The organism is Vreelandella nigrificans (assembly GCF_002374315.1).
GTDB lineage: Bacteria > Pseudomonadota > Gammaproteobacteria > Pseudomonadales > Halomonadaceae > Vreelandella > Vreelandella nigrificans.
Genome location: NZ_NWUX01000021.1, coordinates 1 through 16,072, shown reverse-complemented (window position 1 = coordinate 16,072; position 16,072 = coordinate 1). Strand labels below are relative to the sequence as shown.

Sequence of the window (16,072 nt, the reverse complement as noted above, 5' to 3'; positions counted from 1 at the left end):
AATAAAAGATAATTCTAAATGATAACGATTAGCACTACAATTAATACCATTTAATTAGGAGATAATCGTTATGGCTCAGCAGCCCTACCAGCTTTTTGATATCACCCTTATTCGGCGCACCCAGGTCAGTGCGTCATTAGTTAAATTTACCTTTAATGGCCCAGATGTCGGCCAAATGACGACCTACGCCCCGGACCAACGCATCAAGCTATTCTTCCCGGAAGGCGGTGGTACGCTCGACCCACTGTTTGAGATTGCCAAATTGGAAGAGCACGACTGGTATGGCGCCTACCGCACGCTGCCGGATGCCCAACGCCCCTCAATGCGCACCTATACCATTCGCGCCCTACGTCCAGAACGTGCAGAGGTGGACGTTGAATTTGTGCTCCATGGCGACAATGGGCCCGCTTCCCGCTGGGCCATGCGCGCCCGCCCTGGAGACCGCCTGGCTATGACAGCCCCCGTTGCTAACGCGGAAGGTCCTAAACTTGGCTATGAGTGGAAGCCGCCGCAGAACGTGCGCCGCATCCTGATAATTGCTGATGAAACCGCCCTGCCCGCAGCAGCGGGCATTCTGGAAACTCTCGACGATCTCCCCCTTAAGCCTCGGGTCGAAGCGCTGTTCGAGGTGCCCCGAAGCGATGACGTTCAGGCGCTACCTTATGCCGCCAAGCTGCACTGGCTGGCCCGCGATACCGAGCTAAGCTGCCAGCACGGAGAACTGCTGATGAGAGCAGTGCGCGATATTGATTTGCATAAGGAGATTCAAGCGCTAGGCGGCACCCCGACGACCGCTATTAGTAACGAAGACAACGTCGATGAGGACGGTCCACTCTGGGAACCCGCCACTCAGGATGACAGCGCGCCCTTCTACGCCTGGATCGCCGCTGAAACCAAGGTCGCCATGAGGCTGCGTCGCTATTTGGTCAACGAGTGCGGGCTACCCAAGCAGTACGTTACCAGCATGGGCTACTGGCGACTGGGCAAGGCCAATGGTTAAGGGAACGGCAAACAGCATGGAGTTAAACAGTAGCCACACAAGCAAGCCAGCTCAAACACCTATTGGCTGGCTAGACAGTCCCAACTGCTATGGGCGGGTCAGTCGTACACTTCACTGGTTGACCGCCGCGCTGGTCACGCTGCAATTTGCCGTGTTGCTGGCCTGGAGAGGAATGGGTGAAAACGCTATCACGCTGTTTTTGGCGAGTATCGGGCCCCACGGCTCGTTAGGTTTTATGATCCTGATAGTGACTCTGTTTCGCCTCGGTTGGGCATTCGCGAATCGAAAACAGCGCCCTCCCCACCAACCTGGGTTGGGCGGGCGCTTAGCGCGGCTGGTGCATATCACCTTTTATGGGTTGCTACTGTGGCTACCAGCGTTTGCTATTCTCCGCCAGTATGGCCGTGGTGGCGCGCTACGCTTCTACAGCATGGAGCTACTGCCCGAGGCGGAGCGCAATATCACTTGGATGATTGCCCCCGCCGATCTTCTCCACGGCCCGCTCTCTTGGCTGTTATGTGGATTAGTGTTCGGCCATATAGCGATGGCACTGGTTCATCGTTTTTGGCTCAAGGACAAGGTGTTGGCGCGTATGGTGTCAAGTGGCCACTGAGTGTGCCACCTCCACCTCAGCGCCAGCCGACTGCTCTGGCGCTAGCAACTTACCGCTCTCCAGTCTCACCAATCGATCCGCCAGGTGAAAATAACGGTCATCGTGGGTAATCACTAGCACTGCTTTGCCCATGCGTTTTAGCTCGGGCAACACCTCTGTGTAGAACACCTCTTTGAATAACGGATCTTGATCCGCCGCCCACTCGTCAAACACCAAAAACGGGCGGTCTTCAAGATAGGCCACCACCAGCGCTAGCCGCTTACGCTGCCCCTGAGAGAGCGCCTGAGTCGTGAACGCGCCATTTTCAACCTGCACTTTGTGCTGCAAGTGCAATTTCGCCAGCAGACGATTGCCCTCTTCATCCAGATCATCACGCGGCGCTTCCAACAGACGCTCGAAGAGATGAAAATCAGAGAACACCACCGAGAAGAGCTGCCGATAGGCATCCCAGTCATCCGCCTCTACACGCTCACCATTGAGCAACACTTCGCCACCATCCGGCGGGTAAAGCCCCACCACCACTTTGGCCAGTGTGGTTTTTCCGCTACCGTTCCCCCCCACCAGAAACACCACTTCCCCCGGCGTAAAGCTCAGATTGATAGGCCCCAACTCGAAGAAGTCATCGCTCTGCTCGTGGTAGTACTGATGGGTCACTCCACGTAATTCGAGACGCTGCAAAGCAGGCGTTTCACGCGGTTCCTGCAGGCCTTGTCGCTGTGGCATTTCGCGTGTGATGTCATCAATCCGGCTAGCAGCCACCCGCGCCATATTGATCCGCGGAATATTGATCAACAAGCCTTCAAGGGGCGTCACCATAAACACAAATACCAGCGCAAAGCCGGTCATCACCTGGGTTTGGTTAGGCCCATCGCTTACCAATACAAACAGCACCAAGCCAATAAAGGCGTACATCAGGAACTGCCCCCAGCTGGTCGAGATCACAAACAGTGACATGCCATAGGTACGCAGCCGTCGTACACCTTCAACCGATTCCCCCAGTATCTGATCCATAAAGACCCGGCTCTTGCTCTGGTGCAGGCGCAACTCTTTTGCTCCATCGGTAAGCGCACGGAAATGCCCAAACAGGCGATCTTGCTCTGATGATGCACTCTGGAGATAGTGAATAGCGCGTAAATGCACCAGGTGATAACCGACAGCTCCCAATCCAATCACCCCAAGTGCAAACAAGAACACCTGCCATGACAGCATCGCCAAGTAGCCCAAACACCCCACCACAATGACCGTATTAGTCAAAATCACCGGCAAGCTAACAAACAGCACCGCCACGTTGTTGCTGTGCTCGGTGAGTGCTGACTGGATCCGCGCGCTGCCAACACGCTCGAACTGGGCAAAAGGGGTAACGGCTACACACTGGGCGATAAAACTGCGTAATTCAGCCAGGGCACGCTGCCCTAGCCGTTCAAACAGCGCCGTCGACACCATTCGGCAGACCATTAGGGCCAGGGCAATCCCTGCGAAAGCCCAAGCCGCATTAGCACGGCTAGCGGCATCGCTGTTTAGCGCTGTATTAATTTGAGCAATCAGCAGCACGCTAAAAAGCCCTGAGAGAATGCTGGCGATAGCGGCGGCGGTCATCAGCCCACGGGTTCGACGAATTAAATAGGGAAGCACATTCACCTCGTTAGAAAGCAGTTGAAAAAAGCGATTGGAAAGCGGCACCTACCCTTACAGACGAATCACTCCTGCAAAAAGTTACCCCTCAACGTAAACAAGCCTCATTCTCATTCGTCCTTAGATAAGGAAGTCAGCAAACCTCCGCATTTGGTGGGCTGATATTTTTTTATAGGTTGATCTTTCTTGATAGGTTGACCTTTCTTGATAGGAGCTTAACGGTGTCCAGTTCTGTACAGGCACAAATAGAACGCCACGAGGTAGACCCATCCAATGGAGAGCGCTTAGTAGCACCTGTTCTGCTCTCACGCCCTGAAGGGTGCGCCTATCAAGTCACCTATGAGGTAACCACGCAGTCACTTTATGTGGAGGGGCATCAAGAGCGTCTTGAGTGGTCATTAGTAGACGATAACAGCACCTTGATGCTGCAATGGTCACAGCGTTCAGCACCACCTCTCCCGGCGTTACTTGCTGCTATCGAAGGGGCTTTTGCCTTTCACCCAGGTACTGTAGAGCTTCACTTGCAGCTCCCCTCGGCTTTACATACCACTCTGTGTGCCAATGGCATCGCGGTTAAAGATCCCCATGGCAAACTCTGGGCCTACGCGGAGCTATTCTGGCAGTTGCCAACCCTTTGGCTCACCTCCCCCTCCATGCGCCCCTACCCGCAGCAGCCCATCTTGGAGAATGGAAAGCGGCACCCACGCCGCCCTCCTCGCCCCAGCGGCACGGTCTATCAGCGCCATATCCCCTGGCTGAATGCCACCCTGAACTTTCGAGTTCTTGACCTGGAACTTGACCTTGAACGCTTCAACCGTTGGATGAACGACCCGGTTGTCGCCCACTTCTGGGAAGAGCAGGGTGATTTGCAACAGCATCGCAAGCGGCTGGAGAGCACGTTGCAAAATCCCAGTGTAGTACCGCTGATCGGCTGTATCGACGGCGAACCCTTCGGCTATTTCGAAACCTACTGGGCCAAGGAGGATCGCATCGGCGCTTATTACGCTGCCGATGACTTTGATCGCGGCTGGCATGTACTGATCGGCGAAGCTGCTTTTCGCGGGCGGCCCTATGTGGCGGCCTGGATGCCTTCCATCTCGCACTACCTGTTTCTGGATGACTGCCGCACCCAACGCCTGGTGATTGAACCCCGCGTGGATAACGCCAAGATGCTGCGCAACCTTGCCCAGTGCGGTTACGCCCATGTTAAGGCGTTCGATTTCCCCCATAAGCGGGCCATGCTCGGCATGCAGCTACGCGAACACTTTTTTAACGAGCGCAGCTGGATTCCGCTGCCTCCGCACCCTGGGTCTGCGCCACGACCCGACTCACGCTTCACCCCATAAATACGTCAGCCACGAGGACTCTTATGCATATTCACGACTTGATCGGCATCGGCTTCGGCCCCTCCAATATTGCCCTGGCCATAGCTCTCGACGAACAGCGTCAGGCAGGGCAAGCGAAGGATGCCTTGTTTATTGAGCGTCAGCCCTGCTTTGCTTGGCACCCGCATATGCTGCTGGAAAATGCCCATATGCAGATTTCCTTCCTCAAAGATCTGGTCACGCCGCGTAACCCAGGGAGCCGTTTCAGCTTCCTCAATTACCTTCACAGCAAAGGCCGCCTGCAGGACTTTATCAACCTGCAGACCTTCTTCCCTAGCCGCCACGAGTTCAATGACTACCTTAGCTGGACTGCCAGCCACTTTGAGCACCAGTGCACCTATGGAGAGGATGTGTTTGAAGTGCTGCCCGAAACTGATAACGACGAGGTCGCCTATCTCCGTGTTCGTTCACGGGATGAGAGTGGCACGGTGCATGAGAGGCTCACTCGCTCGCTAGTGATCAGTGTAGGTGGCGCGCCCAATGTGCCTGAATGCTTCGCTGGGCTAAAAGACGACCCACGGGTCTTCCACTCCAGCCACTACCTCCGGGAGCTGGCGAAGCAAGACGCCCCTAAACGCATCGCTGTGATCGGCGCGGGCCAGAGCGCCGCTGAGATATTCCTTGATCTGCATGGCCGTGAAGGCATTCAGGTGGATCTTATTAGCCGGGCATGGGCCTTTAAACCCTCGGATGACAGTCCTTTCGTTAACGAAATCTTCAATCCCGAATACACCGACTACGTGTTCAATAACCCCACCGGCCAGCGGGAAGCACTACTACAGGAGTACAAAAGCACCAACTATTCAGCCCCTGACTTGGCGTTGATTCAGGAGATTTACGATGTGTTCTATCAGCAAAAAGTAACCGGCCTAGCCCGCCACCGCTTCCGTCGCCGCCATGAGGTTATTGGCAGCGAAGCAACTACCGAAGGCGTTGAGCTACTTGTGCGCGACTTGGAGAGCGGACACACAGAGCCAACCCGCTACGACGCAGTGGTATTAGCCACCGGCTATGTACGCGACACTCATAAACGGCTGCTGGCCCCAATAGCTGAGTTCTTGCCGGAATATGCCGTTAACCGCAGCTACCAGCTTTATACCAAGCCTTCGTTCAAACCGGCTATTTTCCTGCAGGGCTGCTGCGAACCCACCCATGGCTTGAGCGATACCCTACTGTCGATTTTGGCAGCACGGACAAGTGAGATTTGTGAAGTGCTTGATGAGGCGCTAACAACAGCCCATGCAGATATCCCGGTTCCAGCACTGGCAGCCACAGACTAATAGCCCATCAAAGCATGGCCGCTCTTTCAGGGCGGCCCCACATACCGAGACGTACGCCCATGCTGTCCCTACATCCTGATATCGCCGCTTTCTTAGACCTGGTCGCCGATAGCGGCAACCCACCTTTCCACTCGCTCTCACCACAACAAGCACGCGCTGCTTACGAAGCATCATCACAGATGCTTGATGAGCCAATTTCTAACGACGCAACATCATTGAGTATCACCTGCCGAGATGGACATCGCCTTGAACTACGCCACTACCAAGGCGAGCAGGCTTTATCACCCACTCTGCTCTACTTCCATGGCGGCGGTTACCTATTGGGCAGCCTGGATTCCCACGACTCGCTCTGCCAAAGCATCGCTCAGGCGACTGGCTACACAGTGCTTGCCGTCGACTATCGCCTAGCCCCCGAGCACAAGTTTCCGACGGCGTTTCACGATGCTGAAGATGCCTATTGCTGGCTGCTGAAGCATGGAGAAGAGATGGGCATCGATACCTCACGTATCGCCGTCGGTGGTGACAGTGTAGGTGGCACTCTCGCCACTGCTCTTTGCATGTCAGCACGCGATAATGGCTGGCACCTTCCACGCTGCCAGTTTTTGCTCTACCCCTGCACCAGCGCCTGGCAGGACAGCGAGTCTCATCGTCGATACGCACAAGGCTACCTGCTGGAAGCAGACACCCTGCAATGGATGTTTGGCCACTATCTAAATAGCGATGAGGAACGCCACGATTGGCGTTTTGCGCCACTAGAGGCTGCGGAATTCAAAAACCTACCACCAGCGTTTATCGCCCTAGCTGAACATGACCCCCTGATCGACGAAGGCATCGCCTACGTGAACCGTTTACAGGAAGCGAACGTGGATACCCAACTGACCATATACCCCGGCATGGTGCACGACTTCGCACGCCTGGGCAGCATTACGCCCGATGCTGCCAACCAAGTACGCGCGGATATTGCTAAGGAGCTACAGCAGCATCTTAGTAAGCACCCAAGCCCTGTTGATGCTTAATTGCCTCTAATGGGCACGGCATGACTGGTGCCTGTGGCGCCTCTTGCCGCAGGTACCATTTTGAGCAACAGGTGGTTGCATGTAAGCGCAAACTCAGAGCATAATACTAATGATAATGATTGTATTTAATGTTTATGCCGTTAAGGTTATGGATAAATGCACTCAACATTAATAATGGGAAGTCATCATCAGAAAGAGGGAAACATTCGACTTGGATAGTAAATATCATCGAAACATCATTATAAATTTTATTTATAAATCACAATACGGTTTCAAAATGCGGCTGACAAAACTTGCAGTTATATTGATCATATCTGTTACATTTTGTAGCATGGCTCATTCCAATACAAGGCAGCCAATCTTAACCTTCGATTGGGCTACAGCAGAAACATTAGCCATGTTAGATATCAAGCCTTTCGGTGTAACGTTACTGAAAGGATACAACACATGGACAAGCGGAGAATTAATTCCAGTTGGGACTATAGATCTAGGCTTAACTCCTATGCCAAACCTTGAGCTAATGTCACACATAGAGCCCTCTCTGATATTGGTAAACAATGTACGCCTGAGCCAAGCTCTTGCGCGCATCGCCCCCACCGAAAACGTCTCCCTTTTTCCTATTACGGGAGCCCCTTGGACGGCGACTCTAGACTTCACTATGGCGTTAGCGGAGCGCCTGAGTCTTCAGGAAGTTGCTCAGCGTTTCATTGATGAATCTGAGCGGCAGCTTTCCAGATTAAGCTATCGGCTCCCTGACAATCAGAAGCCAATTATTATAGCCCAGTTCAGAGATGAGCGGCACGTTTGGATATATGGTCAGAACAGTTTACTTCAGGGTGTTTTAGATCAACTCGGTCTTACCAATGCCTGGGATAAGCCAACCAGCCACGCTGGAGTTTCTGTCGTCAGTATTGACGAACTACCTACCATTGAAGGACAACTGGTTATTATGAGGAGTCCTCTTTATATTTCTACCATTAGTGATCGCCTCAATCACAGTGAACTCTGGCAAAATTTATTAAGTCTACGTAACAGCAGTACTGTCTATATCCCAGTAGACTACTGGCCTCTAGGGGGTCTCCCCTCTGCCATGCGCTTCGCCGAGGCACTTGTAGAAGTCCTTGAGGATACATAGATTCTCTTGGTCAACGACATTTGACGCCCAAGAAAAAGCATGCTTCTAGCAACATAAGCCAGCTCTTCTTCGCCTGAAAATATTGTCCGACAAGCTACCACGGCAAGCATCCAGGCAACGATAGGATTGATCGCTTCCTCCTTCTAGCAAGAAACCGCACTCTCTAACTTTCAGACATCCCGAGTGTTGATTTTGCGTCACGTATAATGATAATACGAACGATAACAATTAATATTTACTAAAGATAAAACGAAAATCATCCAAGGAGAACATTTATGAGTCAACTCACTTACCGTAAGCGGTGGCTAACGACCGCCATTGCGGTTGCTGCTTATAGTGCTTCCGCGACTGTGCTCGCTCAGAATGCTACATCGGCAAATAGCTCGGACAGTGATAACAATGAACTTTCTAAGCTAACGGTTACCGGAGAGCGTTTGCCCTATGGAATGACCGAAAATAGTAATTCTTATACGAGTGAAAGTACTAACATCGGTTTGGTACCACAATTAGTACAGGAAACACCTCAGTCAGTTAGCATTGTGACACGAGAACGCCTAGACGACCAAGGAACTACCTCTCTCTCTGAAGCCATGCGCAACGTCACGGGCATCACCGTAAACGGGTATGGAACCAATCAGTTTGAGATCAAGGCACGAGGTTACTCTATTGATTCCTTTCTCATGGACGGTAGTCCAGTCCAGGATGTTGGCGGCGCCTGGGGAAGCACCGGGGTATTTGATACAGCACTACTAGACCGTATTGAAGTGCTGCGTGGGCCAGCAGGCATTCTCCATGGTTCCGGAGAACCCAGCGGCACCATCAATTTGGTTCGCAAACGTGCTTTAGCGGAAAACCAAGCTTCTGTCTCTCTTTCTGCAGGTACGGAAGATGCTTATCGAAGCGTTGTAGACATTACCGGCGCACTAGACAGCGAAGGGCGAGTTCGGGGGCGTTTCATAGGTGTCTACGATGATAGGGGATCCTTCATTGACCACGTATACTCAGAGAACCAAATCGGCTATGGCACCCTTGAGTTCGACTTATCTCCTAACACAACAATGTCACTGGGCGTTACGGTACAAGATGAAGAGTTCAGACCCAACTCTGGATTACCGGCATACAGTGATGGCTCCCTGCCTAATGTAGACCGCTCTACCTTCCTCGGATCCGACTGGGACAAACAAACGGCAGATTCACAGCGCTATTTTCTGGAGATTGAACATCGCCTCAATAATGGTGGCGAATTAACGTTCAAAGCCAACAGGTTGGATCGCGATGCAGGCCAGAGGAAAAGCAGTGAAGGTGTGCTTACAGCCGATCAAGATACTGGCGACTTTGCTATCCGACAAATCGATCTTGATTTTGAACAGCAGGACGACTATTTAGAAGCGCAAGTTAGATCTCCATTCCAACTAGCAGGACGTGCACATGAAGTAGTAGTAGGTGCGAGTTACCAGAATAGAGATCGGAATAGCTATTGGGTATACGGCGATCCTATATACCTCCCCCAGAATTTGTTTGATCCAGTATACAGCCGCTCTGAACCAGATTTCGATGGAGACCGCAGCAGGTCTGAATTTAACACCAAACAGTACGCTGCTTTTGCTCAAACACGCTTCAATGTTCGAAATGACGTTACTGTCGCCCTTGGTGGCCGCTTCAACCGATGGAAAACTGACAATTACACTGATTTCACTAGTGGTAATGCATCCGGTGATGACGGCACTGAATTCATTCCTTATGCCGGTTTGATCTATCGTTTAAACGAAGGACTCAATTTATACACTAGCTACACGGGTATATTTGAGCCGCAAACGGCTGTGGGTAGCAATGGAGATGCCATCAAACCAAGAGAAGGTGAGCAGTACGAGATCGGCATTAAGGGCTCCCATGCAGGAGGCGACTTGAACTGGCATGCCGCAGTTTTCCGAATTAAAGACTCCAATCGCGCCTATGCGGATCCGAACAACCCTGGTTTCTCTATTCCCATTGGCGAAACAAAGAGTGAGGGCATAGAGCTGGAAGTCAGCGGTCAACTGTTACCCCGCTTGGATCTCAGTGCAGGTTATGCCTATACACAAACTGAGTACGTGAGAGACGCTAGCTCAGAGGGGCTCACGTTCTCGCCGGACACGCCAAAACATAACTTTAACCTATGGTCACGTTACCGCTTCAGCGACAACCCAAATCAGGGCTGGCGCCTTGGTGCTGGTTTAAATACTGTCAGCAACGTGTATACCGAAAGCGGTGATACTCGTATCGAGCAAGGGGGCTATACCACTGTGTCTGCTATGGTAGGCTATCGAGTAAATGAGAACTTGGATCTTTCATTGAACGGCAATAACCTAACTGATAAAGAGTATTACTCCTCAGTTCGGGGGACAACACGAAACAATTACTATGGGGCGCCACGTAACTTCATGATAACAATGAAATATGACTTCTAAAAATTAGAAGAAGAGTATTTTACATATTACTCAGTCCCTATAAGGGACTGTTTTTTTTTATCAAAAACACCTCTCAAACGATGAATATATTTCTCTTAATCTTTCACTCCCAGGAATTCTTACCTCTTAATCCATAGAGGTCGAATAGCTCTATAGATTACCCTAAAAGTAATTAAAAAAAACAGGCGATTGAATCAATCATCTGACTAAGATGCATAAAAAAATCCGGTATCAGAAGATAACTGACACCGGAACACGTCACTACGAACTAATTGAAAAAACCCTTAACTGATTGGCGTTACCCCTTAGACTAGTGAGTTCTCTACTACACGCTTTGATGGGTGGGGCACCACTTGCAGTTTTTCCACCACCTGTAACAACAGCGAATTACTGGAAACAATCGAGAAGTGATCCTCAGAAGTTTCAATAGCAAGACGTGGCGCTTGCCCCACTTGATGCGTTAGCGCTTGCCGCTCCTTTTGCGGACGCCCTTCTGACCACCAGCAATCCACTTCACAGCCCAACGCTGGCAAGGTATCAGTCTGTAGGGAGAGCCTCTTCAGATGGCGTGCCACACAGAAGATCCGAGCCAGTTCCTCACCACCCAGAGCGGCATAACCTTCCCGTCCGTGGGCCTTATCTGACGCCAGCAAGCGTTCTAGCAGAATGGCAAGTTCCGTTTCACTGGGCTCATTACGGGGCGCTTCATGAGCACTATTGGCGACCATCTCAGATGAAATACTCGGCAAGATTACCGACACAAAGGCCGCAAAATCCTCCTGCCAATCATCTTCGCTCTTCTGGCCGCTACCAGGGACATAGGTATCCACCAGCGCCAATAGGCTCACCTCCTGGCCTTGCTTTTCAAGCCGTGCCGCAACCATTGCTGCCAAGGTACCACCTAGAGACCAGCCTAATATCCGGTAAGGCCCCTGAGGCTGAATACTGCGGATAGTTGATGCATAGTCATCAGCCATTGCTTCCAGCGACGTATCACAATGTTGCGGGCCGGTTAGCATCCGGCACGGCAATCCATATACCGTACATACTCCCTGTAGACTCCGTGCCAGCGGCTGGTAGTCGTAAAGGGTTCCCATACCAGCATGCACGCAGAACAGCGGTGACTGGCCCTGACTCTCGCCATTGAGCATAACCACACCATCCAGCAAGGCATCCGAAGCTTCTCCCAGCCCCAGCAAGCCAGCAATGGTCGGCTTCTGCATCAGGTCACGCAGTTTGAAATCAAGCGCAGTCTCCTTTAGAGCGCGCACTCGGCTCAACACTTTTAGGCTCAGCAGAGAGTCTCCACCCAACTCAAAGAAGTTGTCGGTTTCGCCGACCCGTTCGATACCCAATACGTCCTGCCAAATCTCGGCGAGTTGTCGGGCTTCCGGTGTAGAGGGAGCCACGTGCTCGCGGTTCTCATCCAGCCGTGGCTCGGGTAACGCCGACTGATCCAGCTTGCCATTGACCATACGCGGCAGGGCTGTTAACACCATCATATGGGTTGGCACCATGTAATCAGGCAGATGCGCTTCGAAGTGTCGGCGTGCACGGCGCACTAATCGAGAGTCATCCGCCTCATCAGCTACCAGATAAGCAACCAATTGATGCCCATTCGAGACTTCATGGGTAACGATGGCGACGTCACTCACGCCAGGTATCTCGCGGGCACGTGCCTCTATCTCACCCAGTTCAATACGGAAGCCACGCACCTTCACTTGGTGATCTGCACGGCCCATATATTCCATATTGCCATCTTCACGCCAGCGCACCAGATCTCCAGTGCGGTAGAGGCGTCCACCCAAGGTGTCGAAGGGATCGGCCACAAAGCGCTCGGCGGTCAAGCCGGTACGCCCAAGATAGCCCCGCGCCAAACCATATCCGCCGATATACAACTCGCCCACAACGCCCTTGGGTACCGACTGTAGGTTGTCATCCAACACGTAGAGCGACCGCTCGCCAACGGGGCGACCAATCGGTGCATAGGCACAGTCAAAGGTCTCCTCAGCGGGTGTCTTCCACAACAGTGGCGTCACCACCGTTTCTGTGGGCCCATAGCCATTAATGAACCAGCGAGGCCGCAACGTTCGGCGCGCTTTGTCATAGGCTGCCTTGGGCATCGCTTCACCACCGAAAACGTATAACTCCACCGATGGTGTATCATCACGATCTTCTGCCCAGTCAGCGACTTGATTCAAATAGGCCGGCGGGAAGGCCACGTTCGCTGCTTGATAGTGTTGCAGGGCCGTGTAGGCCTGTTCCGCTGTCCATAGCTCTTCTTCCCGCATTGCTAGGCTCATCCCCGAGCACAGGGCTGTCAGCCAGCGCTCATGGGCACCATCGAAGGAGAATGACATGAAATGTAACTCGCAGGAGTCTGGTTCCATATCATAGATCTCGCTGATCGCCTGGCAATGCATCGCCAGCGGGCCATGAGCCACCGTGACGCCTTTCGGTGTGCCGGTGGAGCCCGAAGTATAGATCACGTAAGCCAGTGATTCTTCGTGCACTACCAGGCCGGGGTCAGTGTCGTCATAACGGATTAGATCGAGCGCTTCGCAATCGACATAAGGTATACCGTCCACTTTTGCTAAACGCGGCAGTACATTACGCTGCGTTAGCAGCATGGCCATACCGCTATCTTTAATCATAAAACTCAAGCGCTCGGATGGGTAGGCCGGGTCGAGAGGTACATAGGCACCGCCCGCCTTGAGCACAGCCAGCAAGGTCACAATGACCTGAGGAGAGCGTTCGAGCGCCACGCCAACCCGCACATCTGGCCCCACACCTTGCTCGCGCAGATAATGGGCAAGGCGATTAGCCTGAGCATTCAACTGCGCATGGCTTAAAGCTTGGTCACCCATTCGAAGCGCAATATTATCTGGCCGAGTAACAGCATGCGCGGCGATGCGGCGATGCACAGGCATCCGTGAGAACCCGCTGCGGCCACTCTGGCCCAATTCACTTAGTGCATCCCATTGAGTTGATTCAATCCATTCCAACTCACCCACAGGCCGATCAGGCGACTCCGCCATCTGACGAATGAGCAGTTCCATAGCATATTTCAGTTCATCAACGAACGGCTCAGGGAAATCCCTTCGGCTATAGCAGTATTCAATCTCCAGTTCATCGTCGATCACCACCTGCAGATCCATCGCGTAGCCAGTTACGCCTTCCCCAGCAACCTCACCAAAGCGCAGACCATGCCGCTGCTGATCACGCATTGTTCTATCGACGGGGAAGTTCTCAAATACAATGATGCTGTCGAACAAGGCGCGGCCCGATGATCCAGACCAGCGTTGAATATCTGCTAGCGCGGCATGCTCATACTCGCGAATGCTCAGATTGGTCGCCTGCACACTCTGCAAGTAAGTACCAACACTCTGCTCAGGCCGCGCCTCCAATGCCACAGGGATGGTGTTGATGAACAGACCGACCATCTCCTCAGCGCCTTTCAGGCTCGGTGGGCGACCGGATACCGTCGCGCCAAACACCACCCGTTCCTGATGACAGTAGCGCTGCAATAGCACACCCCAGGCTGCCTGTACCAAAGTATTTAGGGTCACTCGCTGCTGCTGAGCAGCAGCTTTTAGTAGCGCGGTATCTTGCCGTCCTAGATGGGTATAGCGTTTGGCGAAGCCTTGGGCCTCACTCTCTTGACGGCTCGACTCGGCCAACAGTGTCGGCCCCTCCAGCCCCGCCAGTTCCGATGTCCAGAAAGCTTGAGTCGAAGCGGCATCCTGGCGCTGCAACCAGCGAATATAGTCACCGTAGGGTCGCCCAACAGCCGCCAAGGGTTCTTCCGCATAGCTGGCCAGCCACTCGTTGATTAGATGGGCTTCTGACCAGCCATCGGACAAGATATGGTGCCGAGTCCAAATCAGTTGATAGCGGTCATCATCGAGTCGAATCAAATGCAACCAGGCTAATGGAGGTGTCAGCCAGTCAATTTGGCGTTTGAGTACTTGCTCAGCATAGGTGGCAAGGGACTCTTCAACCCCATCTGTCCTATCGCGCCAATCCAACAGTACTATTCCCGGTTCCACTTGCTTAAAGACAAGTTGTAGTGGACGCGCCATCCCCGTCTGCCATAAGAAACTTGTTCTTAGCGTGGCATGGCGCTCGACCATAGCTTGCCAAGCCCTTACTAGTCTATCGGCATCCAGGCCACTGACGTCTACGTTCAATTGATTGACGTAGAGCCCCGGTTCTTCCGCTTCCAGAGAGTGGAAGAACATCCCCTCTTGCGTGGGCGACAGGGGGTAAACATCTTCGATATTGTCTTGGTCTAATCCTAGGGCTTCGATCTGCTCACTGCTCAGATAATCCGCCAATACATTTAGCTCGACTTTACGTTTTTGCGCCTCCTCCAGCGCACCGGTCGCGTTCAGAGCTAACTCGGCTATGCTCTGGTGCTCAAAAACTTGACGCGGAGTAACCATCCAACCAGCCCGTTGCAACCGTGAGACGATCTGAAGGCTGAGAATAGAATCCCCACCCAGCTCGAAGAAGTTGTCGTAGCGGCCCACTCTTTCGACGCCAAGTATCTCTGACCAGATCTCTGCCAGCGCTACTTCTATTTCGCCTTGAGGCGGTTCGTACTGCGAACCACTGGTCAAATCTGGCTCGGGTAGGGCCTTACGATCCACCTTCCCATTAGCATTCAGCGGCAATGTCTCTAGCGTGACTACCACTCCCGGTACCATATAATCCGGTAGCTTTTGACCCAGCGCCTCACGCAGTAGGGTGCTATCAAGCTCACTACCGGTCTGGGGAGCCACATAGGCCACCAGCCTCGAACCACTGGGGCCTTCTTGCGCTACCACCACCGCCTCGCGAACCTCCGGCTGAACTAATAGTTCGGCCTCGATCTCACCCAGTTCGATACGCAAGCCGCGAATCTTCACCTGGTGATCAAGGCGACCCAGGTACTCAAGCTGACCATCGATACGCCAGCGCACCAAATCTCCGGTGCGGTAGAGGCGCTCGCCCTGCGCAAATGGATCAGCGATAAAACGTTCTGCAGTAAGGTCTTGGCGGTGCAGGTAGCCCCGAGCTAAGCCCACGCCACCAAGATAAAGCTCACCCGCAACCCCGGGCGGCGCCAAGTTAAGATCGCCATCCAGTACGTAAGTGCGGATACCAGCGATCGGTTGTCCAATAGCTACATGATTGAGCCCATCGTCTTGGCAAGTCCAGTGGGTAACGTCGATAGCCGCTTCGGTGGGGCCGTAGAGGTTGTAGAGCACCGTATGAGGCAAGCGGGCAAATACCTGGTTCTGCAGCTCTGCCGGTAGCGCCTCCCCGCTGCACACCAAGCGCGTCAAGCTGGTACAGTCCTCTACCTCGCCGTACGCCAAGAAGGCCTGAAGCATTGAAGGTACAAAGTGCAGTGTAGTGATGTTGTGGGTACGGATTAGCTCAGCCAGTTGTGCTGGCTCGCGGTGAGCGCCTGGAGGGGCCATCACCAGTCGGGCGCCCTGCATTAGCGGCCAGAAGAATTCCCATACAGAAACATCAAAGCTGAAGGGCGTTTTCTGTAACACCACATCGTCGACAGT

At 53.0% G+C, this 16,072-nt stretch carries 9 protein-coding genes; 7 read left to right on the top strand and 2 right to left on the bottom strand.

The window, feature by feature from the left end; genetic code table 11:
- Window positions 1-70: 70 nt before the first annotated feature.
- The gene (locus tag CPA45_RS17885; RefSeq protein ID WP_096653875.1) at window positions 71-1,000 is read left to right on the top strand and encodes a siderophore-interacting protein; all 930 of its coding nucleotides are present in this window, start codon (window positions 71-73) and stop codon (window positions 998-1,000) included.
- A 16-nt stretch (window positions 1,001-1,016) separates the two neighbouring features.
- Entirely contained in the window at window positions 1,017-1,613 is a 597-nt protein-coding gene (locus tag CPA45_RS17880; protein ID WP_244287651.1) for a cytochrome b, read from the top strand.
- Here the strand turns inward: CPA45_RS17880 and CPA45_RS17875 are convergent.
- Window positions 1,599-3,245: a cyclic peptide export ABC transporter gene (locus tag CPA45_RS17875; RefSeq protein ID WP_096653979.1), complete on the bottom strand. Its 1,647-nt coding sequence runs from the start codon at window positions 3,243-3,245 to the stop codon at window positions 1,599-1,601. The genes CPA45_RS17880 and CPA45_RS17875 overlap by 15 nt on opposite strands.
- 221 nt (window positions 3,246-3,466) lie before the next feature.
- On the opposite strand from CPA45_RS17875, the gene CPA45_RS17870 reads away from it, so the two are divergent.
- The 5 genes from CPA45_RS17870 (at window position 3,467) to CPA45_RS17850 (ending at window position 10,508) form a co-directional block, all read left to right on the top strand.
- The gene (locus CPA45_RS17870) at window positions 3,467-4,591 is read left to right on the top strand and encodes a GNAT family N-acetyltransferase (protein ID WP_244287650.1); all 1,125 of its coding nucleotides are present in this window, start codon (window positions 3,467-3,469) and stop codon (window positions 4,589-4,591) included.
- 23 nt (window positions 4,592-4,614) lie between these two features.
- The gene (locus CPA45_RS17865; protein WP_096653869.1) at window positions 4,615-5,910 is read left to right on the top strand and encodes a lysine N(6)-hydroxylase/L-ornithine N(5)-oxygenase family protein; all 1,296 of its coding nucleotides are present in this window, start codon (window positions 4,615-4,617) and stop codon (window positions 5,908-5,910) included.
- Window positions 5,911-5,969: 59 nt separating this feature from the next.
- The gene (locus tag CPA45_RS17860) at window positions 5,970-6,926 is read left to right on the top strand and encodes an alpha/beta hydrolase (protein ID WP_244287649.1); all 957 of its coding nucleotides are present in this window, start codon (window positions 5,970-5,972) and stop codon (window positions 6,924-6,926) included.
- Between the two features lie 211 nt (window positions 6,927-7,137).
- Window positions 7,138-8,061, top strand: coding sequence for an ABC transporter substrate-binding protein (locus CPA45_RS17855; RefSeq protein WP_244287648.1), 924 nt, complete (start codon window positions 7,138-7,140; stop codon window positions 8,059-8,061).
- A 275-nt stretch (window positions 8,062-8,336) separates the two neighbouring features.
- Window positions 8,337-10,508, top strand: a complete 2,172-nt coding sequence (locus tag CPA45_RS17850; RefSeq protein ID WP_096653867.1) for a TonB-dependent siderophore receptor — start codon at window positions 8,337-8,339, stop codon at window positions 10,506-10,508.
- A 305-nt stretch (window positions 10,509-10,813) separates the two neighbouring features.
- Here the strand turns inward: CPA45_RS17850 and CPA45_RS17845 are convergent.
- Window positions 10,814-16,072: non-ribosomal peptide synthetase (locus tag CPA45_RS17845; RefSeq protein WP_133066797.1), on the bottom strand; the 5,259-nt coding region annotated here is incomplete at its 5' end.

Coding starts and splice junctions, on each gene's coding strand:
- CPA45_RS17885 (WP_096653875.1), top strand. CDS start 71: ATGGCTCAGCAGCCCTACCAGCTTTTTGATATCACCCTTATTCGGCGC.
- CPA45_RS17880 (WP_244287651.1), top strand. CDS start 1,017: ATGGAGTTAAACAGTAGCCACACAAGCAAGCCAGCTCAAACACCTATT.
- CPA45_RS17865 (WP_096653869.1), top strand. CDS start 4,615: ATGCATATTCACGACTTGATCGGCATCGGCTTCGGCCCCTCCAATATT.
- CPA45_RS17860 (WP_244287649.1), top strand. CDS start 5,970: ATGCTGTCCCTACATCCTGATATCGCCGCTTTCTTAGACCTGGTCGCC.
- CPA45_RS17850 (WP_096653867.1), top strand. CDS start 8,337: ATGAGTCAACTCACTTACCGTAAGCGGTGGCTAACGACCGCCATTGCG.